This window comes from Mesonia sediminis (assembly GCF_042684705.1).
Lineage (GTDB): Bacteria > Bacteroidota > Bacteroidia > Flavobacteriales > Flavobacteriaceae > Mesonia > Mesonia sediminis.
On sequence record NZ_JBHULZ010000041.1, the window covers coordinates 89,040 to 111,616 of the forward strand.

A 22,577-nucleotide genomic window follows, 5' to 3' on the forward strand; every position below is an offset into this window, starting at 1 on the left:
ATGCGAGAAAAGTTTTTAGCTTACATACAAAAATTACAGGACCAGATTACTCAGGCATTAGAAGAGATTGACACCAAAGCAAAGTTTAAGGAAGACAAGTGGGAAAGAAAAGAAGGTGGCGGTGGCAGAACACGTGTAATTGAAAACGGGAAAGTCTTTGAAAAGGGCGGTGTAAACATTTCGGCTGTGCATGGTCCCCTAGCTCCAGCAATGCAAAAGTATTTCAAAGTAGGAGACGTAGATTTTTTTGCTTGTGGCTTAAGTTTAGTTATTCATCCTAAAAATCCTATGGTTCCTACGGTTCATGCCAATTGGCGCTATTTTGAAATGTATGACAAATCAGGTCAAGTTATAGATCAATGGTTTGGTGGAGGCCAAGACTTAACCCCTTACTACCTCTTTGAAGAAGACGCCAATCACTTTCACAAAATTTGTAAAAAAGCTTGTGATTCTCACGGATCAAACTTGTATACCGAATACAAAAAGAAATGTGATGAATATTTCTGGAACACCCACCGTCATGAAGCTAGAGGTATAGGTGGATTGTTTTTTGATTATTTAAAATCTACACCCAAAAAAAACATAGAAGACTGGTATCAGTTTGTTACTCAAGTTGGAGATAGTTTCTTAGATGCCTATCTCCCTATAGTCAATAAAAGAAAGGAATTAGCTTACACCGATGCCCAAAGAGAGTGGCAAGAAATAAGGCGTGGCAGGTATGTTGAGTTTAATCTCATTCATGATAAAGGAACTCTTTTTGGGCTAAAAACTAATGGTCGTATAGAGAGTATATTAATGAGCCTACCGCCTCACGTGCAATGGCAATATGATCACCAACCAACTAATGGTAGTGATGAAGAAAAATTAATTCACGTTTTAAAAAATCCAAGAAATTGGGTGTAAACGTAAAACAAAAATAAATCATTATGTTCCCATTAATAAGAAATAGACGTACCCGAACAAATCAAGCGGTACGTAACCTAATTCAGGAAACTAACCTATCACCAAACGATTTTCAAGCCCCTATTTTTGTGGTAGAAGGTAAAAACAAAAAAGAAGAAATTGCTTCTATGCCAGGTTACTTTCGCTACAGCTTAGATCAATTACCGCAAGAGATAAAAACTCTTTGGTCATTAGGAATTCAATCTGTACTTTTATTTGTAAAAGTTGAAGAATCCTTAAAAGACAATGCGGGCAAGGAAGCTTTAAACAAAAACGGATTAATGCAACGTGCCATAAAGACAGTAAAAGATACGGTACCTGAAATGTTAGTGATGACCGATGTGGCACTAGACCCTTATTCTATTTACGGTCACGACGGTATCGTTGAAAATGGACAAATACAAAATGATGCTTCTGTAGAATTTTTAGCCGCTATGGCTCTATCTCATGCCCAAGCTGGAGCTGATTTTGTTGCGCCAAGCGATATGATGGACGGTCGTATTTTGGTAATGCGCCAGCGCCTTGAAGAAGCGGGCTATTCCCATACGGGAATTATGAGTTATAGCGCCAAGTATGCCTCTGCATTTTACGGCCCTTTTAGAGATGCTTTAGATTCGGCGCCTGTAGACGTACAAAACATTCCTAAAGACAAAAAAACTTATCAAATGAATCCTGCCAATCGGCTTGAAGCTATCCGAGAGGCTCAAATGGACGTCGAGGAAGGTGCAGATATCGTAATGGTGAAACCCGGACTTTGCTATCTAGATATTGTTAGAGATCTAAGAAATGAGTTAACTACACCCATATCTGTATACCAAGTTAGCGGAGAATACGCGATGATTAAAGCTGCCGCCGAAAAAGGTTGGTTAGACGAAGAAGCTGTCATCCTAGAGCAAATCACCGCCATAAAACGTGCAGGTGCCGATTTTATAGCAAGTTATTTCGCTAAACAAGCGGTTCAATTAATACAGTAAAACTTGGCACGATTTTAGCCTAAAGGCCAGTATGAAAAAATTGTTTTTATACTGGCTTTTTTTAGTTTCGGTATTCCATCAAGTGGGAATAGCGGCTACGCCCAGTTTAAGCAATGTTCTACCTCAAGATACTCCAGAAAAAGAACACTACTTTTCACAAGATTATCAACACTCCTTTCAGGGCTTACCTACAGATGAAGTTCGAACCCCACTAGAAGACAAAAATGAACCACTTTTTGGTTCTAATTTATTAGAAGCCATAACAGATTTGGAGTCAAAGCAAGTTTTGACTTTTCATCCACTAAAACCCTCCATTTTTTTATCATTAGATAAAAGACTCTTATTTGGAGTTTTTCTATTCCCTTTCCATAGTTTTTTATAGTACTATTTTCCGCAGGTATTAGCATGATATCATAAGTACCTAACCAATCTTTCTATAACGGAATTAAATAAACTATAAATAAAAGTCTCTTTTTAAGAGCATAAGAACCATGGATCAATCCTCTGTTTTATTAGGAATAGTACTGCTATTCGCCTTCATTGCCCCATTATTTTATACCATAATCATTAAAAGGAAAAATACTGCTATTTGGGAACAAAAAATTAGAAAAAAAGCGGCTCAAATGCACCTTGAACTAGACGAACTAGAAATAAACACCAAATTGTTTTTGGGTATAAACCGTGTAAAGCAAATACTTATTTACGGAAATTTAGATGAAGAAAATTTGAAAGTTAAAAGCTTTGGTTTAACCGGACTTACTTGCGAAATAAAACAAAATAGGAGTAAAGAAAAAGGCATCGAGCAAATCGTGATGCTGCTTAAAAATCAATTACAGCAGAGCCAAATAGTTTTTTATAACGAAGAAGACGATTATAACGTGGAAGCTTTGGCGCAATTAGAATTGGCCCAAAAATGGCAAAAAGCAATAAGCTGATAAACCAAGAGCCAAAATAGCGATTAGGTTTTGCTAAATTTGTGAAAAATAGGTTGAGTAAATTCTATATTTGTCTTATTTTTCAGAAAATTCATTTTTAATGACCTTATTAATAATTTATGCCCTAGTTTCTATTTTGGCTTCTTTTTTATGCTCTATTTTAGAAGCTGCTCTTTTGAGTTTTACCCCTACTCATATACGCCTTAAAAAAAATGAGGGAAAACAATATGCTACAACACTAGCTAGCTTTAAAAAAGACATTGATGTTCCTTTAACAGCTATACTTACCGTAAACACTATAGCTCATACTGTTGGTGCCATTTTAGTGGGTAATCAAGCGGCTATTCTTGCATTAGAACAAGGTATAGATTACCAAGTATTGGGAATAAATTTTGTTGGTTTAGTATCGGCAATAATGACCGTTTTAATTTTAATTCTTTCAGAAATTATTCCTAAAACCATAGGAGCTAGTTATTGGAAGCATTTAGGTCAGTTCACAGCCACCACCCTACAGATTCTTATCTTTCCATTAAAATATACCGGTATCTTATGGTTACTTTTACTCACCACAAAGCTTATAGGAAATTCTGCTCATGCTAATACCATGAGTCGGGAAGAATTTATAGCCATTACAGATGAAGCCGAAAAAGAAGGCGTTTTTAAAGAGAATGAAACCACCTTTATTAAGAATTTACTAGTTTTTAAATCGGTTATGGCGCAAGACGTGATGACTCCTTTCTCGGTAGCTATGATTGCCAATGAAGAACAAAGCGTAGCAGACTTTATTTCAGAACATCCTACACTTAAATTTTCTAGAATTCCAGTCTACCATAACCAACCCAACAATATAACCGGTTTTGTACTCAAGGATGAGATTTTAGAACATATGATTCAAGATAAAGGCGCATTACATCTTGAAAGTCTAAAACGAGATGTGTTGCTAACCTATAGCCACACCCCAATTCCTAAATTATTTGAATTTTTCATACAAAAGAGAGCTCATTTAGCCGTAGTAGCCGATCAATACGGAAACACTGTAGGAATTATCACGATGGAAGATATTATTGAAACCTTACTCGGCTTAGAGATTATGGATGAAAGCGATAGTACAGAAGATATGCAGCATCTGGCTAGAAAAAACTGGGAAAAAAGAGCCAAGCGCTTGGGTATTATTCACGATAATCTAGAAGACGAACAATAAATCTTTTATATCACTAAATAAAAAATTTTTGTTTGCATCGGGTAATATTGTAACTTAATCACTTAATTACTAAGCTGATGTTACACCATATACCCCTTTCTAAAATTTTATTTTTAGATATAGAGACCGTCCCTGAAGTTGAAAAATTTGAACATTTACCTCCTAAAGTACAATCGCTTTGGGAAAAAAAATCACGTTATCAACGCCAAGAAGATATTTCGGCAGAAGACTTTTATGAAAGGGCAGGTATTTGGGCAGAATTCGGGAAAGTAGTTTGTCTGTCTGTAGGGTATTTTTTAATTCATCCGCAAAGGGAGTTCAGAGTAACTAGCTTTACTGGCAGCGAACCTGAATTATTAACGGCTTTTAACAACCTAATCACTCAGCATTTCGATAAAAAAGACCAGTTACTGTGCGCCCATAACGGCAAAGAATTTGATTTTCCTTTCTTAGCGCGAAGAATGCTAATTCATGGTATCGCGCTACCCGACAAACTCAATCTTTTTGGTAAAAAACCTTGGGAAGTGCCCCATTTAGACACCCTAGAACTTTGGAAATTTGGAGACTACAAGCATTATACCTCACTTAACTTACTCACCCACGTCTTAGGCATTCCCTCGCCAAAATCAGATATCTCTGGCGATGAAGTAGCTCGCGTATTTTACGAAGAACAAAATATAGCACGAATAAAAAATTATTGTGAAAGAGATGTAGTGGCCATTGCCCAAATTATTTTAAAGTTTAAAGGAGAAAGTCTTTTAGACCCTGAAGAAATAAAAAGTGTCTAAAACCGATAGCTACCTTTATTTTGTTATTTTTATTGCGTGTAGACTTTACGGATTTAACCCATGGAAGCCAGCAAATCTTTATTAAAAATTAAACAGCTTAGTCTCGGTTTTACCACTAAGAAAACCTCTTATACCCCTATTTTAAAAAACATTGATTTAGAAATAGGAAAAAATGAGATTCTTGGACTGGTAGGAGAATCTGGATCTGGAAAATCTATACTTAGTTTGTGCATTTTGCAACTATTAAGCAAGCAGGCGAAAATTAAAAAGGGCAGTATACAATTTAATAATAGGGAACTATTAGACCTGCCAAAGAAGGAGTTTCAAAACTTACGCGGAGCACAAATCGCAATGATATTCCAAGAACCTATGAGCAGTCTAAATCCAGCTATGCGATGCGGCAGACAAGTGGTAGAAATACTTGCTCAACACACCTCCCTAAGCTTTAAACAAGCTCAGCAAAAAACTTTAGAACTTTTTAAACAAGTAAAGCTTCCCGATGTAGAACGTGTTTATAGGGCATATCCGCACCAAATTAGTGGCGGACAAAAACAACGCGTTATGATTGCTATGGCCATTGCCTGTAAACCCAAACTACTTATTGCCGATGAGCCAACCACCGCTTTAGATGTAACGGTGCAGAATGAAATTCTACTTCTTTTAAAAGAGATTCAACAAGAGACTCAAATGAGTATTTTATTTATTTCTCACGATTTGGCAGTGGTTTCTAAAATTGCCGACCGGGTAGCTGTGATGTATAGAGGCAAAATATTAGAAGTCAATGAAACCCAGACGCTATTCAAAAACCCACAAAACCAATATACTCGTGCTCTATTACTCTCAAAACCAAGAACAGATGTTCGCTTAAAAAGGCTCCCAACGGTAGAAGATATTTTACAAGACCAATTAAATCTTGCCGTTGAAACTCGAGAAGATAGACAAGAGAAGCATAAAACTATTTATGCCCAAGCTCCTTTACTTGAAGCCAAAAATTTAAAAAAGGTTTTTATCACTAAAACCGGTCTATGGGGAAGCAGACGGGAATTTACCGCTGTAAATTCTGTTAACTTTAAAATTTATGCTGGCGAAACTTTAGGTTTGGTAGGTGAATCTGGCTGTGGCAAATCTACTCTAGCCGATCTGATTTTGCGATTGACTCCAGCAACCAGCGGACAGGTGTATTATAAAGGAAAAGAGATATTTTCTTTACCTAAAAAAGAGCAAAAGAAACTAAGGCAAAAGATTCAATTGATATTTCAAGACCCTTTTTCTTCTTTGAATCCGCGTCTTACTATAGGTCAGGCTATAATGGAGCCTATGTTGGTACACGGTCTTTATAAGAATAAAGCAGAACGTAAAGACAGAGCACTTTATTTGCTTAATCGGGTGGGATTAGACCAAAAATATTTTAATAGATTCCCTCACGAGTTTAGTGGTGGGCAACGTCAGCGTATTGGTATAGCCAGAACGATTGCCGTAAACCCAGAGTTGATAATTTGTGATGAATCGGTCTCGGCATTAGATATATCGGTGCAAGCTCAAGTGCTCAATTTATTAAATGAATTAAAAGAAGATTTTGGTTTTACCTATTTATTCATTTCGCACGATTTAAGTGTCGTTAAATATATGGCCGATCAACTTCTGGTTATGAATCAAGGTAAGATTGTTGAACGCGGCGATCCTGATTCCATTTACAAAAATCCGCGCAAGCAGTATACTCAAGATTTAATTAATGCGATGCCAATATAGGTAAAAGCTCTTTGTAAACCGACTTTATTTTTGGGTTGATTACTGCACCTCCAGTTCGAGAGACAAATAAAATAACTACATTATTAAAAGTGACTTTTGTCAGTGCCTCACTCCTTCTTCATCCTTATCTTTACCATGTGAAAAAGAAGCATTCCATATTAGTCTTTATTTTTACCCTGTTGGTTACTTTCAATAGTATAAAAAGTGCTTTTATGCTCAGTTTTTATTTTGTTGATACAAACAGTTTTGTTGAGCTATTTTGTATCAATAAAGACAGGCCAAAATTGGCTTGTAATGGTAAATGTGAGTTATCTAAATTGATAGAATCTAATTCGTCTAAAGAAAAGCCTGCTTATCTAGATTTTTTAGATAAAGAACTAGTATTCTTTTGGTCGGATGATTCTACTTCTCCTATATTATTTTTAGAAATCAAAAAACCAGTTTGCAAAAGCTATAATAACCTCTATCGCTTCTTGCAAATTACCGATATTAAGCCGCCTCCCATTGTATAATTAAGCTTTTGAAAATTACCCTTTGAACAAAAGAAACCAATCTTTTGCAAGGAACCCTATAATCAAATCAAAAAATTTATACAGTGAAACTATTAAAATATTTCAGCCTTTTGGCGATGATTCTACTTAGCGCCTGCTCATCTGATGATGATGGTATTGCGACACCCATAAATGAGACCGAAAACTTAACATTGGTACAAACCATTAACGCCAACAATCACGAAATTTTACTTTACACTACAACTGGTGAAATAGAGCAAGGTTATAATGAAGTTTACCTTCAAATTAAATCTGGAGACGAATTAATTACTAACGCCGATATTTCTTGGATGCCTATTATGCATATGACTAGTAAGATGCATAGCTGCCCAAATTCTAATGTTGTAAAATCGCCTGCAAAAGAGACTTTATACCAAGGGTATTTAGTATTTCAAATGGCCAGTAACGATGACGAATATTGGGAGTTAAACTTTGACTATAGTATTGACGGTACACCTTTCACAGCTTCAGATAAAGTATATGTTAAGCCAGCACCAAAACAACGTGTTGCTGTATTTATGGGTAGCGACAACCAAAAATATGTTTTAGCTATGGTTGACCCAATAAATCCTCAAGGAGCGGTAAATGATATGCGAGCAGGATTATTTAAAATGGAAGATATGATGAATTTTACAAGCGTAAACAACTATCATATTAAAATTGACCCGCGTATGCCTAGTATGGAGAATCACGGTTCTCCTAACAACCAAGACTTGTACCAAGAAAACGGACAAGGTTTTTACGAAGGTAAAGTGAATTTTACTATGACAGGCTACTGGAAAATCAATTTGCAAGTAGCCAATGAAAGTGGCGAAATTATAAAAGGCGAAGCCGTTACCGAAAGTAATGAAGCCTCTAGCTTATATTTTGAGGTAGAGTTTTAAATTAATTTTTCGAGGTTAAATTCAATTGGATTTAACCTCGAAACAAATTCAAAAGCTATGTTTAAATTCAGTTTTACGCTTTTCTGTGCTTTGATTGGCTTCAATGCCATAGCGCAAAGCCAGCAGCTTGATAGTTTAGCTTCAACAGAGATATTAGAAGAGGTGATTCTTTTAAGTAGCAACCAGCATAAAAATCACACCGAAAATAAGTCCTTAGCCAGTTTAGAAAGTTACCTACAAGAATCTAATGCTGTTAACTTTATTAAAAGAGGTGCTTATGCCTGGGAACCTATGATACAAGGAATGAGTTCAGAACGTAACCTCATTACCATTGAAGGAATGCGTATTTATGGTGCTTGCACCGATAAAATGGATCCTATAACTTCTTATGTAGAAATATCTAATCTTTCAAAAGCCAATATTAAAAGAGGGCAAGCTGGAGCAGAGAATGGTGTAACCATTGGCGGATCAATCGATTTAAAACGCAAAAAAACCGGTTATGGCGAATCGGGTCTAAAAGCCAATTTGCAATCTGGTTTTGAAAGTGTAAACCAGCAAAAAGTACTTGGTGCAGCCGTACAGTACGGCACTGATAAATTTTTTACAGATATTGATATCATGTATCGGGATGCAGAAAATTACGATGCTGGTGGAGGGAAAGAGATACTATTTTCTCAATTTACTAAGTATAATTTCTCTTTTACTTCTGGGGTTAAATTAGATCAAAATAACAAGCTTGAAGCTTCTCTTATTTTTGATGAAGCTAGAGATGTAGGCTATCCCGCCTTACCGATGGATGTTTCTCTGGCTCGGGCTTATATAGGCTCGCTAGAGTACATTCACACTTCTGAAAACACCTTTTATTCATCCTGGAGAAGTAAGATATATTATAACGATGTTACCCATATAATGGATGATTCAAAACGTCCTGTAGTCCCCATAAGAATGGATATGCCAGGATGGAGTAAAACCTGGGGTATGTACTCAAAATTAGTGGGTACAAAAGAAAAACACAATTGGAATTTATCTTTCAATAGTCATTTTAACAACTCTTTAGCCGAAATGACTATGTACCCCGATAACCCCAACGAGAAAGAAATGTTTATGCTCACTTGGCCTGATGTAAATACTATTTATGCGGGAATCTTTGCCCAAGACAAGTATTATTTTAATGAGCACTTTTCAGCTGACTTTAGTCTAGGGGCGGGTGTACATCAAAATTCAATTCAAGATGAGTTTGGTCTTGCTAGTTTGCGTATTTTTTATCCAGATATGAATTCGAGCAAAACCCGATTTTTAATAAATACAGCGCTAGCTGTAGATTTTAGGCAGAATAACTGGAAACATAGCATAGGGTTTGGTTATGGTGAACGGGCCCCTAGCGTTTCTGAGGCTTATGGGAATTACCTCTTTAATAGTTTTGATGGCTTTGATTACATTGGCAATCCTAATATGAAAAATGAAAAATCTAAAGAGATAAGCTGGGCTTCTCAATACAAAAAGAAACAGTTTAAAGTTAATTTTAACACGGCTCTATATCACATCAACGATTATATTATTGGTAGACCAGACCCAAGTTTATCTCCCATGAATATCGGTATTAATGGTGTAAAAGTTTATGAACAGGTTAATTATGCCTTGTTATGGAGCACAGACTTAAGTGCAAATTATAATATTTCTAAAGCATTTAGTTCGCAGGCAAAACTAATTTATAGATTGGGGCAAGACGATGAGAAAAATAATTTGCCCCTAATTCAACCGCTAACGATTGAAGCTAGTTTAAGGTATAAATATGATACCTTTTATGCCGAATTAGGGTTTCAAGCCGCAACCGAACAGTCTGCTTACAGTCCAGAATTTGGAGAAAACAAGACCCCGGAATATGGTATAGTAAATCTTGCCTTATCTAAAATTGTATATTTCGAGCAACAAAAACTTATTCTTAAAGCTGGAGCTGAGAATTTATTTGACACTAACTACTCCACCTTTTCAGACTGGAATAATATTGCTCGACCAGGAAGGAATATTTATGCCAACGTAATTTATAGTTTTTAAACTGGATATAAAGCGAAAAAAATAAAGGTTGATTGTGAGAAATTGCATAATCAACTTTTATTTTTTCAAAATCGGACTTATTTTACGCTCCAAATAAGCGTCGAGCTTCTCTGGTTTTGAAGTAGGCGCAAAACGCTTAATGGGTTTACCCTGCGGGTTTACAATAAACTTAGTAAAATTCCATTTTATAGCATTTGTTAGGAAACCACCTTGTTCTTTCCTCAAGAATTTAAAAACTGGATGCGCGTTAGAGCCGTTAACTTTCACTTTATCAAACATAGGGAAACTCACACCATAATTAAGCATGCAGCCTTCTTGTATACTTTTAGCGTCGCCGGGTTCTTGGTTTCCAAATTGATTGCAAGGAAAACCTAAAATAACCAATTCTTGATTTTTATATTTTTGATACAATTCTTCAAGCCCTTTTAGCTGTGGTGTCAATCCGCATTGACTTGCGGTGTTTACAATAATTAACCATTTACCTTTATACTTTGATAAAGATATTTCTTTACCCTGTATGGTTTTTGCGGTAAAATCGTATATACTGGTTTCCATATGCTCTTTTGAGTGAAAGTTATAACTTTTTTAGCGTAAAATTGCGTGAAAACTTGTTATAGTTTTTATAAGGTATTATTGCTAATTATCTGTACTAATAAAATGGGGCAAAATTAAGATAAGGAGAGGTGTGAGTCATATTCCTATACTAGAACTCTGGATTGCTTGAGACGTAAATTAAAAATTCTAGCCCTCAATTTTAATAGTGGTAGGTATACTGCGCCAGCGATAGTAGCGGCATACTTTTTCGTCCATTTTTAGCATAAAAAATGGACGAAAAAGATACAGCGAATAGCGCGGTCTCAATGAACATTGAGAGGCGCCCAAAAACTAAATTTTCATTTCGGGAATATCGCCTTCTATGATTAGTTTACCTTCGGTTGCTTTTTGAATTTCTTCTACGCTTACCCCTGGTGCTCTTTCGAGCAATTTAAAGCCGGCGGGAGTAACCTCAATTACAGCCAAATTAGTTACTATTTTGGTCACGCACCCCACTCCTGTTAATGGAAGCGAACATTTTTTTAATAATTTTGATTGGCCTGCTTTATTGGTATGCATCATAGCAACTATAATATTTTGTGCAGAAGCCACGAGATCCATAGCGCCGCCCATACCTTTTACCATTTTACCTGGTATTTTCCAGTTGGCGATATCACCGTTTTCTGCGACTTCCATTGCTCCTAATATAGTAAGGTCTACGTGTTGGCCACGTATCATACCAAAACTTGTAGCAGAGTCAAAAAAGCTCGCTCCGGGTAAAGCGGTAATGGTTTGTTTTCCTGCATTGATTAAATCGGCATCTTCTTCTCCCTCGTAGGGGAAGGGACCCATACCTAGGATACCGTTTTCGCTTTGAAATTCTACGGCTATATCGTCACGAACAAAATTGGCAACCAATGTAGGTATACCAATCCCTAAATTTACATAGTAGCCATCTTTTACTTCCTGTGCTATTCGTTTTGCAATTCCGTTCTTATCTAACATTTGTTTGGTTTTGAAAATTATACAATGGCTTTGCTAGCCTTTTGCCGGTTATTTTTGTCTAACGGTTCTTTGCTCGATACGTTTTTCATAACGTTCTCCTTGAAAAATTCTTTGAACAAATATGCCAGGAATATGTATTTGATTGGGATCTAATTCACCTGCAGGAACAAGTTCTTCTACCTCAACCACGGTTATCTTGGCCGCTCCACACATATTAGGATTAAAATTTCTGGCTGTACCTTTAAAGATTAAGTTTCCTGCTTCATCACCTTTCCAGGCCTTTACAAAAGCAAAGTCTGCCTTATAGGCTTCCTCTAACACATACATTTTCCCATCAAACATACGCGTTTCTTTGTTTAGGGCCACTTCTGTCCCATAACCAGCGGGGGTATAAATGGCCGGAAAACCTTGTTGAGCGGCTTGACATTTGGCGGCCAAAGTACCCTGTGGGGTGAGTTCTACTTCTAATTCACCGCTAAGCATTTGTCGTTCAAATTCGGCATTTTCTCCTACATAAGAAGAAATCATTTTTTTAATTTGATTTTTCTTAAGTAAAAGACCAAGTCCGAAATCATCTACACCAGCATTGTTGGATATACAAGTAATATCTTTTATGTTTTTTGCTACCAATTCTGCAATTGCATTTTCAGGAATACCAGAGAGACCAAAGCCTCCTAACATAAAGGTCATACCGTCTTTTACTCCCGCTAAAGCTTCTTGCACATTAGCTACCGTTTTATTTATCATGGCGTTTCAATTTTAATCGAAAAGTACGAAATTATATGCATTGTTACAAGAAGCCGATAACCTAATAAATGGTTTTACAATTACCCTATAAACAATCAAAAATTAAGGCGATGTTTACAAGCATCGCCTTAATTTTTGATTGTTATAATTCTAATTCGCCTATATCTGGCCCTGTATCGTCGTCTTGGTCTTCTTCGCTATTTTTATAGTTATCGCAATCTACCTCAATACTTAGATTTTCAGGTTTTTCAAAGTCTCCTTTTGAAACATCCAGCTCGGGGTCATTGTATATTTTTTTCATATAAGAACCCCATATTGGTAATGCCATAGTAGCCCCTTGACCGTAGGTGATCGAAGAAAAATGCACCGAACGGTCTTCTCCACCTACCCAAACGCCAGTAGTCAAATTAGGAACTACTCCCATAAACCAACCATCACTTTGATTTTGCGTAGTACCGGTTTTTCCTGCGATTGGATTAGTGAGTTTATAGGGATGCCCGGTAACTACTTTTTTATAATATTCGGGTGTCCAACCACTTGTTCTTAAACGCGTACCAGAACCTCCTCGGGTTACCCCCTCCATTAAATTAATGGTAACATAAGCCGCTTCTTCACTCATTACATCACGTGTTTCTGGAACGTGTTGGTAAAGAATAGTTCCATTTTTATCTTCAATACGCGTGACAATTACAGGTTTAACGTACACTCCTTTATTGGCAAAAGTACTATAAGCCGAAACCATCTCGAATACACTTAAATCAACACTTCCCAGCGCTATAGCCGCAACTGGATCTATATTACTTGTATCTACGCCTAGCTTATCAAGTAGATCAATTACCGGTTCAGGGCCTATTTTATCAATTAAGCGTGCTGTAATGGTATTTAACGAATTAGCTAAAGCCTGCTTAAGATTTACCATACCACCATACTTTCCAGAAGAATTTTTGGGTGTCCAGCTATCGGTAACCCCGTGTGATCCTGCAGGTATGGTGTGTAGCGTATTGGGTAATTCGTAGCAAGGTGATAGTTGCAACTGATCAATCGCTGTAGCATATACAAAAGGTTTAAAAGTAGAGCCCACTTGTCTTCTTGCTTGCTTTACGTGCTCATATTTAAAATGTCTAAAATTAATACCCCCAACCCAAGCTTTTACTTCTCCGGTTTGCGGCTCCATAGACATCATTCCTGTATTTAGAAAAGATTTATAATAATAAATAGAGTCTAATGGGGTCATAATGGTGTCTTTCTCTTGGCGCGGATTATTCCAAGTAAAAACGCTCATTTCTGTCTTCTCATTAAAAGAAGCCATAATTTCTTTTTCGCTAGCACCGTTTTTAAGCATATGTTTATAACGACTGCTGTTTTTTATAGCTCGATTGATTATATTATCGATACTCTCTTGAGAAATACCTCGAAAAGGTTTGGTTTTATTTTTTTGATTTTGCCTATCAAACTCAGTCTGTAAGTTCTTCATATGTTCTTGTACGGCTTCTTCGGCATAAGCTTGCATCTTAGCGTCTATACTCGTGTATACCTTAAGACCATCTCTGTATATATTGTAGGTAGAGCCATCTTCTTTTGGATTTTCTTTTGCCCAATCTTTTAAAAATTCACGCAGAAACATTCTAAAATAGGTTGCCAATCCTGATTGATGACTCTCTGGCTGATAATTAATTTTAAGCGGTAGTTTTTGTAGGCTATCTTTTTCTTCTTCAGAAATATACCCCACTTTTGCCATTTGTTTAAGTACTACATTTCTTCGGTTAGTAACACCTTCTGGGTTTCTTCTTGGGTTATATAAACTTGAATTTTTAAACATCCCAGCCAGTACAGCAGCTTCTTCTACTTTTAACTCATGGGGTTCTTTACCTCCAAAATATATCCTTGAAGCCGACCGCACGCCTACGGCATTATTATTAAAATCATAAATATTGAAGTACATCGCTAAGATTTCCTCTTTAGTATAACTTCGCTCTAAGCGAACAGCGATAATCCATTCTTTTACTTTTTGGGTAACGCGGCCCAGTATGTCTTTAGCTCCCTCACCATGAAAAAGCTGTTTAGCCAGCTGTTGAGAAAGCGTACTGGCTCCTCCTTTTGACCCCATATACAATAATGCCCTCGCTGTACCACGCGCATCAATACCAGAATGATTATAATACCTCTCATCTTCTGTCGCGATTAAGGCTTGAACCAAATTTTCTGACAAATCTTCAAACTTGATAGGGGTTCGATTTTCATTGTAATATTTACCTAGTGTTTTACCATCTGAAGAGAACACCTCGGTAGCTAAATTGGTTTCGGGATTTTCTAGCTGCTCAAAACTGGGCATTTCTCCAAATACGTCCCAGCTGGCCAGTAAAAAAAACATAACCACGGCTAACAATCCGGTTAAAAAAAGTAACCAAAAGCCTATAATATATTTAATAAATCCTGATTGTTTGTGTTCTTTTTTTGTCTTTTTAGCCACTTTCTATAGGTATTTTAAGGTGTAACCTGTTCTATGCGCACCCCAATTTCGGTTATTCCCGGCAAGTATTCCAAGGGTTCTATTTCGCCTTGAGCGCGCATAAGTTGTTTAATTTTTAGTGTATATTGACCCTGTTCGGGGAATCTAACTTCTTCTCTCAGCCAAAGCTTACTTTCTTTTAGACTGCCAGTTCCTTGCCCCAAAAGTCGACCGTCGGGATGGGCCATTTTATATTCTAAAGTATCTACAATTTCTTTGCCATACGGAAAAGAAATACTAGTTTCTAAAAATAAATTATTGTAAGGGTAATTTTGGTCTGCTCTCAAATTGATAAACAAATTGTAGTTGGTTATAGTGTCAACATTCTTCAGGTGAAATGACATAACAGAATCTTTATGCCAACCAACTTGTGGTACGGTTTGGTAGGTATCGTAAACCCTATTTTTATCACAAGAAAAAAGGCTTATACCAATAGCAATAAAGAACAATCGCAAAAGATTAGTCATTTTTAGCTGGTTTTTTCTTTTTAAAATTTCGGTTATTTTTCTTGGCTTGTGGTTTTCTCTTTCTGTTTTTACGCGGCTTCCTCTTCTGCTGTTTTTTAGGCTTATCAAAACGTGTTAAACTATCTTGCCCCACCGCATCTTCAAATTTATCTGATGCAGCCTGAGGCTCTTCGCTAACAAATTCTTCTAAGCTGGCAACAGGTTTATTGTTTTTTGCGGCATGAATAATTTCTCTCACTTGATCTGTTTTTAACTCAAACCAATTCATCCATTCTCCTTCGTAAGCATACCATAAAGACCCCTTAAAAATATCTATTTTTTGACAAACTGCCGTTCCTTTTTGGGTTTGTAGCTTAGTGTCCTGTCTAGGAAATTCCTTAAGCGCATCGAGGTAAGCGTCTAATTCATAATTTAAACAACATTTTAACTTACCACATTGTCCTGCGAGTTTTAGTGGATTTAAAGACAGTTGCTGATACCTGGCCGCAGAGGTGGTAACACTTCTAAAATCTGTTAGCCAAGTTGAACAACAAAGTTCTCTACCACAAGAGCCAATACCACCTAGCCTGGCCGCTTCTTGTCTAAATCCTATTTGACGCATTTCTATGCGGGTTCTAAACTCATGAGCAAATTCTTTAATCAATTGTCTAAAATCAACTCTCTCTTCTGCGGTATAGTAAAAAGTAGCCTTTGAAGCATCTCCTTGAAATTCGACATCGCTAATTTTCATTTTTAAATTTAAGCGTATCGCTATTTCACGAGCACGTACTTTGATGCCCTCTTCTCTTTCTCGAGCTTCTTGCCAAATATCAATGTCTTTTTGCGTTGCTTTTCTGTATATTTTTAAAACCGAATCACCTTCAGGCTTAACCTTTTTCTTTTTCATTTGCACCCGAACCAATTCCCCCGTAAGGGTTACCATACCCACATCATGTCCTGGCGATGCTTCTACAGCAACTATATCGCCCATACTTAAGCTAATACGCTCTTGGTTTTTAAAAAATTCTTTACGCCCGTTTTTAAACCGGACCTCGACATAAGGAAATTTTTCTTGACCGTTGGGTAAATCCATGTTTGCCAACCAATCAAATACACTTAATTTATTGCAACCATCGGTACCGCAAGTACCGTTATTTTTACATCCTTTTGGCTGTCCGTTTTTTCCTGTAGAACAACTTTCACACCCCATAAACGATTTTTATATATTGAAACGCTAATCTCTTGCCTTTATTCTTTACGGATAAAATCTCGCAAACCAAGCAAGCGCGTTGTAGATTAATATTAAATTATTTTAGGGGATAAATATACTAAAATAAGCTGAGGCAATAGCTTATTAGTCAAAACAGAATTGCTCTAATTTGAATGCACTTGGCTTACTTCAGCTCAAAAGCTACACTTAAAAGCAAAAAAAGCCGACAATTTTAGTATGTCGGCCTTAGCATTATGCTTTAAATTTTAAGACTTCAGATCTACCCTTTTTAAAAATCTTGTTGCTATTATGTTTTCCTCTCCTCAAGGCTTTTTGCTCTTCATAGGGCAAGGCATGAATTTCTTTACATTTATCTGAACAGCAATCGTTCATTTTTTCAGCACAGGAAGGGCATTGAATAAACAATAAATGGCAGGCTTCATTAGCACAATTTACATGGGTATCGCAAGCTGCACCGCATTGGTGACATTTGGCAATAACTTCGTCTGTAATTTTTTCGGCTCGTCTATGATCGAACACAAAATTTTTACCAATGAATTTATTTTCTAGGTTTTGCTCTTTTACTTGTCTGGCATATTCAATGATTCCTCCCTCTAATTGATATACGTTTTTAAAGCCGCGGTGCTTGTAATATGCACTAGCTTTCTCACAGCGAATGCCACCGGTACAATACATCACTAAGTTTTTCTCTTCCTTAAAATCCTTTAAATCATCCTCAATTATAGGCAATGATTCTCTAAAGGTATCGACATCTGGGGTTATAGCTCCTTGAAAATGCCCTATTTCTGTTTCATAATGATTTCGCATATCTACCAGCACGGTATCGGGATTGCTTATCAACTCATTAAATTTAATTGCATTAACATGCTCACCTTTTTTGGTAACATCAAAAGTTTTATCATCAAGACCATCTGCTAAGATTTTATCACGTACCTTAACTTTTAGCTTTAAAAAAGACTTCATATCTTGTTCTATCGCGATATTTAATCGAATATCTTTAAGGAAATAGATACCATCTAAAAACGCTTTAAATTCATCAAAGCGCTTAGCAGGAACAGAAAGTTGCGCGTTAATTCCTTCGTGGGCTACATAAATTCTGCCCAAGACTTCTTGTTCATCCCAAGCGACAAACAAGTGGTTTCTAAAAAGTTCTGGATTACCGATTTTGGCGTATTGATAGAAAGAGATGGTCAATCGGTCTTCTCCCGCTTCTTCAAGCATGGCTTCTCTTTCTTTCGCACTTAGTTTATTGTACAGTTGCATGCTATACTAATTTTTAAGTTGAACAAAAGTTAAAGCTGCAAAGGTAAACATTTAAATAAAAAAATACCCGAAACTTCTGTTTGGGGTATTTTTTTGAATGGCTAATTCGTTATTAATAATTTAATTTTAAAAAATTATGTATCATAACGAATCGGTCAACCACCATCTATCTTGGCCCCTCCTACAATTGTAAAGCTATTTTCAGAGCCACATAAAAAAACGGTTTTTTTATTTGTTTTCACAGTAAATGGTCTTTGGATTAAGATGCAAACTTTTAAAAAAGGTTGCGTTTTAGATTGTAATGATACAAAACTTGTAGTATTTTAGCATCAATTCAAAAAAGAAATAATAGAGTAATCAAGATTATGAGTAAAGACAACGAAAAAGAAGCAAAATTAAAAGCCCTTAAACTTACCTTAGACAAACTTGATAAAACCTACGGGAAGGGCACCGTAATGAAGATGAGCGACCAGGCTGTGCAAGATGTAGATGCTATTTCTTCGGGGTCTTTAGGATTAGACTTAGCTTTGGGTGTTGGTGGATACCCTAGAGGTAGAGTAATTGAAATTTACGGTCCAGAATCTTCTGGTAAAACCACACTTACCTTACATGCCATTGCCGAAGCCCAAAAAGTGGGTGGTATTGCCGCTTTTATCGATGCAGAACATGCATTCGATAGGTTTTATGCAGAAAAATTAGGTGTAGATATCGAAAACCTTATCATATCGCAACCAGATCACGGAGAGCAAGCCTTAGAGATTGCCGATAATTTAATTCGTTCAGGCGCAATTGATATTATTGTTGTAGATTCTGTAGCAGCTCTAACGCCAAAGAGTGAGATTGAAGGAGAAATGGGAGATTCTAAAATGGGGCTTCATGCCCGATTGATGTCTCAAGCGCTACGAAAGTTAACCTCAACCATTAGCAAAACCAATTGTACCGTAATTTTTATTAACCAATTACGTGAGAAAATTGGTGTTATGTTCGGAAACCCCGAAACCACAACTGGTGGTAATGCACTTAAGTTTTACGCCTCTGTTCGTTTAGATATAAGAAGATCTACCCAAATTAAAGACAGTAATAGCGAAGTAAAGGGTAACAAAACAAGGGTAAAAGTAGTTAAGAATAAAGTTGCCCCTCCTTTTAAAACAGCCGAATTTGATATTATGTACGGCGAAGGTATTTCTAAAGTAGGTGAAATTATTGACGTGGGTGTAGACTACGAAATTGTTAAAAAGAGTGGTTCTTGGTTCAGTTATGAAGACACCAAATTAGGGCAAGGTAGAGACGCCGTTAAAAACCTATTGAAAGACAATCCTGAATTAATGGAGGAGCTTGAAACAAAAATCACCGATGCCATTAAAATAGCGAAAGGTTAAAACAAATTTTAGTGTTTTTTACTTAGACTGTTTGTGTTAAATTTATTTCTTGTTTTATCCTAAAGCTTGAAAAAAAAATAAACTTAACACAAACAGTCTTTTTTATTTACGCAACCTAAAGACTTTTACTGCATCTAATTAAAAAATACCTATTTCTATGAAAGGCAAATTACGCTATTTAAGCTTTATAATCTTGGCACTACTTGTTTGTACCGCCTGTTTAAATGATGACTTAGACGAAAACGATTTTAATATTGAACTAGCGCCAGCCATTAGTACAAACTTACCCGATACACTGGTATTTGGAAAGTCTTTCAATATTGAGGTAGAATACCAACCTAAAACCACCTGCCACATGTTTGCTGGCTTTAACTATTATGACGGCAACCAGCAGCAACAACTGGCTGTAATTACATCCTACTCTTCCAACGAGCAGGACTGTCAAACAGAAGATTTAAAAATAGCCACTTTTGAATTTACCCCGCGTAGAACAGATTTCTATAATTTTGAAATTTATAGTGGTGAGTCTGAAGAAGGCAAGGCCTTATTTTTAGAGAAAAAAGTTTTTGTAAAATTAGAATAATGAAAATTCAAAACCTGATACGTCAATGCCAGAAGCAAGACCTAGCGTCTCAGGAACAATTATATCATATCTATAACCAAAAATTGTTTAGCGTAGCCTTAAAATACGCCAGAAATTACAAAGAGGCCGAAGACCATTTACAGGATTCATTTATTACCATCTTCAAAAAGATAAACCAATTTAAATTTAAAGGTTCTTTTGAGGGCTGGATGAAAAGAATTGTAATTAACACTTGCCTTCAAGCCTATCGCAAGGAGCCTTTTTTCGAAATTATTAATGAAAATCAAATAAAGGAAACCGAAGAAGAAATAGAAGACCATGATCTTCCGCTTGACTTCTTACTTAAAATTGTTCAAGAACTCCCCAATCGCTACCGGTTAGTCTTTAACTTGTATGCCTTAGACGGCTATTCACATAAGGAAATTGCAGAATTGCTTCACATAAGTGATGGAACTTCAAAATCTAATTTGGCTCGCGCCAGACAAATTTTAAGGCAAAAGGTAGAGGCTTATCAAAACTTAACCAACCAAAAATCTGTATAATGAAAGATAAAAAACATATAGATAGACTGTTTCAAGAGAAATTCAAAGATTTTGAAGCTGCTCCATCAAATCAGGTTTGGAAAAACATAGAAACGGAGTTAAGCCCTAGAAAGAAAAAAAGAGCCGCTTTTTTTTGGTGGCGCTTAGGCGGATTGGCGGCTATACTAATAATAGCATTCCTCGCAGGAAATTGGTTTTATAACACTCAAAATCAACCTTTTAAAACCAGTCCTTCTCAAGTTGAAATAAGCGAACCCAAGCTAAGAGATGAATCAAAAGAAAGTCTATTAACATCAGAGGAAAAAGAGCTAGAATTCAACAATACAAAAACCCATTTCGATAACCAGAAAAACACAAGTGAAGAACAAATAAATAAAAACGAAAAGCGCATTAGCCAGCAAGAGCAAGAAACCGCAGCGTTTAAGCAAGGGAAGAACCCACCCAAAACGATCTACTCGGCTGCTCAACCAAAGAGCAATGAGCAAATCGATAACCAAGGTGAAAATCAAAGACAATTAAAAGTTTCGTCTAAAAATGAAGTAAACAAAAATACATTTGCAAGCACCAATTCAACAGTCAATGATCTTCAAACTAAAAATAATAACACATTTACAAAGCAAAAGCCTAAAGAGATTTTAGACCTAGTAGAAAGTAGCATATTAAATCCGCTTGAAGAAAGTTTAGAAGAAGCCAATGCCTTAACGGAAAAAGCAAAGGAACAGAAGGATACACCTAACAAAGCTGAAGATTTAGCAACTCAAAACCGCTGGTCTGTTACCCCTCAAATGAGTCCGATTTACTTTGGTAATTTAAACGCCAGAGGAAACCCTATTGACGCTCGATTTGCGAGCAATGAGAATGATGGAGCCATCAGTATGAATTATGGTATTCAAGTTGGTTATCAAATTAGTACTAACTTTAAAATCAGAAGCGGTGTAAACCGTGTAGTTGTTGGAAACAAGACCAAGGAAATTGGTTTTACGGCAAGCGCCGAAAATATAACAACTTTACGTAATGTAAACACCACTTCTACTGCAATGAATCTAAAAGTAGTACCCAATCCGGAACAGATGAAGGGAGTGCAAGGTTTTAACAATTATATAGCCGGAAATATTCAGCAACAAATGGGCTTTATTGAAATACCGCTAGAATTAGAGTATACCTTGTTACAACGAAAAATAAACATTCATTTAATTGGTGGGGCAAGTACACTTTTATTAAACAAAAATGAGGTGGCAATTAATAGCGATTTAGGAAATATTAACCTTGGAGAAGCAAACAACTTAAACAATGTAAGCTTTACCACCAACGTAGGAGTTGGCTTGGGATATAATTTTAATGAAAAAATGCGTTTTCAATTAGAGCCTGTCTTTAAATACCAACTTAACACCTATACTGGTAATACCGCGGGTTACTCCCCTTTTCTTTTTGGATTGTATACCGGTATCAACTGGAAATTTTAAGCCTTATCTGCAGTCAACTTGTTTAAAATGGCCTTTCTCACCTGTTGCTTTAAAATCGTCTTTTCTTCAGTTTTTAAACCTTGCGTAGAAAAGAATGGTAATATTTCTGCGCGTAGTCTACCGGGTTTACCCTTGAAAAAACTATAAGGAAATCGTTTTTTGTTATCATAAAAAACCAGAGGAACCACAGCGATCTGGTGTTCTATCGCCAGCCGAAATGCGCCATCTTTAAAGCTATCTAGCACCAAGTTTAAATCATCTGGTACGCCTCCTTCGGGAAAAATACATATACTATTTCCTTGTTTCAATCTGCGTTGCGCCGAATCATACACTTGCTTTCTACTTTTTATATTATTTCGATCAACCAATATGCACGTGCGTTTGTAAAAAAATCCGAAAAGGGGAAATTTAGCCAATTCTTTCTTGCCAACAAAAACAAATGGATTTCTAATCACCGCAAGCATTAACATGATGTCGAGCATAGAAGTGTGGTTAGCCACAAACATATAACTCGTATCTTTTTGAGGCACTTGTAGGCGCTTTATTTCTGGGTAAAACCCCATACCATATAAAATGAATAAAGCCCACCAACGGGCAAGTATAAAAAATTGTTTATAATATTGTTCTGATGCCGTAAACAGGAGTAAAAATGGCAATAAAACTACAATAGGTATTAATACCAATAAGTAAAACCAAATACGCCAAAATAAAACGGCTAACTTGCTGAAAATTCTCATAGCTCAAAAATATAAAAAAGCTCAGACCAAATTCTATAAAAAAAGTACCTTTACAAAAA

The 22,577-nt window shown here is 36.4% G+C and carries 22 protein-coding genes; 14 read left to right on the top strand and 8 right to left on the bottom strand.

What is annotated here, in order from left to right:
- The 10 genes from hemF (at nucleotide 1) to ACFSQ0_RS08480 (ending at nucleotide 10,079) form a co-directional block, all read left to right on the top strand.
- Nucleotides 1–903 (top strand): oxygen-dependent coproporphyrinogen oxidase, encoded by a 903-nt coding sequence (gene hemF / locus ACFSQ0_RS08435; protein WP_379046886.1) that lies wholly within the window; start codon nucleotides 1–3, stop codon nucleotides 901–903.
- 23 nt (nucleotides 904–926) lie between these two features.
- Nucleotides 927–1,916, top strand: a complete 990-nt coding sequence (hemB, locus tag ACFSQ0_RS08440) for a porphobilinogen synthase (protein WP_379046889.1) — start codon at nucleotides 927–929, stop codon at nucleotides 1,914–1,916.
- A gap of 31 nt (nucleotides 1,917–1,947) precedes the next feature.
- Entirely contained in the window at nucleotides 1,948–2,298 is a 351-nt protein-coding gene (locus tag ACFSQ0_RS08445) for a hypothetical protein (protein WP_379046892.1), read from the top strand.
- A 109-nt stretch (nucleotides 2,299–2,407) separates the two neighbouring features.
- Complete coding sequence (locus tag ACFSQ0_RS08450; protein ID WP_379046895.1) at nucleotides 2,408–2,851, top strand: hypothetical protein; 444 nt, start codon at nucleotides 2,408–2,410, stop codon at nucleotides 2,849–2,851.
- 100 nt (nucleotides 2,852–2,951) lie between these two features.
- Nucleotides 2,952–4,052 (top strand): CNNM domain-containing protein, encoded by a 1,101-nt coding sequence (locus ACFSQ0_RS08455; RefSeq protein ID WP_379046898.1) that lies wholly within the window; start codon nucleotides 2,952–2,954, stop codon nucleotides 4,050–4,052.
- A gap of 77 nt (nucleotides 4,053–4,129) precedes the next feature.
- Complete coding sequence (locus tag ACFSQ0_RS08460; RefSeq protein WP_379046901.1) at nucleotides 4,130–4,840, top strand: 3'-5' exonuclease; 711 nt, start codon at nucleotides 4,130–4,132, stop codon at nucleotides 4,838–4,840.
- Nucleotides 4,841–4,900: 60 nt separating this feature from the next.
- Nucleotides 4,901–6,589: an ABC transporter ATP-binding protein gene (locus ACFSQ0_RS08465; protein WP_379046904.1), complete on the top strand. Its 1,689-nt coding sequence runs from the start codon at nucleotides 4,901–4,903 to the stop codon at nucleotides 6,587–6,589.
- 212 nt (nucleotides 6,590–6,801) lie between these two features.
- Nucleotides 6,802–7,101, top strand: coding sequence for a hypothetical protein (locus tag ACFSQ0_RS08470; protein ID WP_379046907.1), 300 nt, complete (start codon nucleotides 6,802–6,804; stop codon nucleotides 7,099–7,101).
- Nucleotides 7,102–7,184: 83 nt separating this feature from the next.
- Nucleotides 7,185–8,024: a FixH family protein gene (locus ACFSQ0_RS08475; RefSeq protein WP_379046910.1), complete on the top strand. Its 840-nt coding sequence runs from the start codon at nucleotides 7,185–7,187 to the stop codon at nucleotides 8,022–8,024.
- A 57-nt stretch (nucleotides 8,025–8,081) separates the two neighbouring features.
- Entirely contained in the window at nucleotides 8,082–10,079 is a 1,998-nt protein-coding gene (locus ACFSQ0_RS08480) for a TonB-dependent receptor (protein WP_379046913.1), read from the top strand.
- Between the two features lie 57 nt (nucleotides 10,080–10,136).
- Here ACFSQ0_RS08480 and ACFSQ0_RS08485 read toward each other — a convergent pair whose 3' ends face one another.
- The 7 genes from ACFSQ0_RS08485 to trhO all read right to left on the bottom strand — a co-directional run bounded on the left by ACFSQ0_RS08485 (nucleotide 10,137) and on the right by trhO (nucleotide 17,814).
- Nucleotides 10,137–10,634, bottom strand: a complete 498-nt coding sequence (locus tag ACFSQ0_RS08485) for a glutathione peroxidase (protein ID WP_379046916.1) — start codon at nucleotides 10,632–10,634, stop codon at nucleotides 10,137–10,139.
- Nucleotides 10,635–10,964: 330 nt separating this feature from the next.
- The gene (locus ACFSQ0_RS08490) at nucleotides 10,965–11,618 is read right to left on the bottom strand and encodes a CoA transferase subunit B (RefSeq protein WP_147861940.1); all 654 of its coding nucleotides are present in this window, start codon (nucleotides 11,616–11,618) and stop codon (nucleotides 10,965–10,967) included.
- A 48-nt stretch (nucleotides 11,619–11,666) separates the two neighbouring features.
- Nucleotides 11,667–12,365: a CoA transferase subunit A gene (locus tag ACFSQ0_RS08495; RefSeq protein WP_147861939.1), complete on the bottom strand. Its 699-nt coding sequence runs from the start codon at nucleotides 12,363–12,365 to the stop codon at nucleotides 11,667–11,669.
- A gap of 142 nt (nucleotides 12,366–12,507) precedes the next feature.
- Nucleotides 12,508–14,835, bottom strand: coding sequence for a penicillin-binding protein 1A (locus ACFSQ0_RS08500; RefSeq protein ID WP_379046920.1), 2,328 nt, complete (start codon nucleotides 14,833–14,835; stop codon nucleotides 12,508–12,510).
- A 14-nt stretch (nucleotides 14,836–14,849) separates the two neighbouring features.
- Nucleotides 14,850–15,341 carry a gliding motility lipoprotein GldH gene (locus tag ACFSQ0_RS08505; RefSeq protein WP_379046923.1) on the bottom strand — a complete coding sequence of 164 codons (492 nt, stop codon included), beginning with the start codon at nucleotides 15,339–15,341 and terminating at the stop codon, nucleotides 14,850–14,852.
- A complete protein-coding gene (locus ACFSQ0_RS08510) occupies nucleotides 15,334–16,530 on the bottom strand; it encodes a PSP1 domain-containing protein (RefSeq protein ID WP_379046926.1) in 1,197 nt (398 codons plus the stop codon). Before ACFSQ0_RS08510 ends, ACFSQ0_RS08505 begins: the two co-directional genes overlap by 8 nt.
- A 252-nt stretch (nucleotides 16,531–16,782) precedes the next feature.
- The gene (gene trhO / locus ACFSQ0_RS08515; protein WP_379046929.1) at nucleotides 16,783–17,814 is read right to left on the bottom strand and encodes an oxygen-dependent tRNA uridine(34) hydroxylase TrhO; all 1,032 of its coding nucleotides are present in this window, start codon (nucleotides 17,812–17,814) and stop codon (nucleotides 16,783–16,785) included.
- A gap of 365 nt (nucleotides 17,815–18,179) precedes the next feature.
- Between trhO and recA the strand changes: the two genes are divergently transcribed.
- The 4 genes from recA to ACFSQ0_RS08535 all read left to right on the top strand — a co-directional run bounded on the left by recA (nucleotide 18,180) and on the right by ACFSQ0_RS08535 (nucleotide 21,781).
- Nucleotides 18,180–19,193, top strand: a complete 1,014-nt coding sequence (recA, locus tag ACFSQ0_RS08520; RefSeq protein WP_147861935.1) for a recombinase RecA — start codon at nucleotides 18,180–18,182, stop codon at nucleotides 19,191–19,193.
- Between the two features lie 157 nt (nucleotides 19,194–19,350).
- Complete coding sequence (locus ACFSQ0_RS08525) at nucleotides 19,351–19,776, top strand: hypothetical protein (RefSeq protein ID WP_379046932.1); 426 nt, start codon at nucleotides 19,351–19,353, stop codon at nucleotides 19,774–19,776.
- Nucleotides 19,776–20,318, top strand: a complete 543-nt coding sequence (locus ACFSQ0_RS08530) for an RNA polymerase sigma factor (protein WP_379046934.1) — start codon at nucleotides 19,776–19,778, stop codon at nucleotides 20,316–20,318. The genes ACFSQ0_RS08525 and ACFSQ0_RS08530 overlap by 1 nt, the downstream gene beginning before the upstream one ends.
- Nucleotides 20,318–21,781 (top strand): hypothetical protein, encoded by a 1,464-nt coding sequence (locus tag ACFSQ0_RS08535; RefSeq protein ID WP_379046937.1) that lies wholly within the window; start codon nucleotides 20,318–20,320, stop codon nucleotides 21,779–21,781. The genes ACFSQ0_RS08530 and ACFSQ0_RS08535 overlap by 1 nt, the downstream gene beginning before the upstream one ends.
- Here ACFSQ0_RS08535 and ACFSQ0_RS08540 read toward each other — a convergent pair.
- Nucleotides 21,778–22,518, bottom strand: coding sequence for a lysophospholipid acyltransferase family protein (locus ACFSQ0_RS08540; protein ID WP_379046940.1), 741 nt, complete (start codon nucleotides 22,516–22,518; stop codon nucleotides 21,778–21,780). The genes ACFSQ0_RS08535 and ACFSQ0_RS08540 overlap by 4 nt on opposite strands.
- Nucleotides 22,519–22,577: the final 59 nt, after the last annotated feature.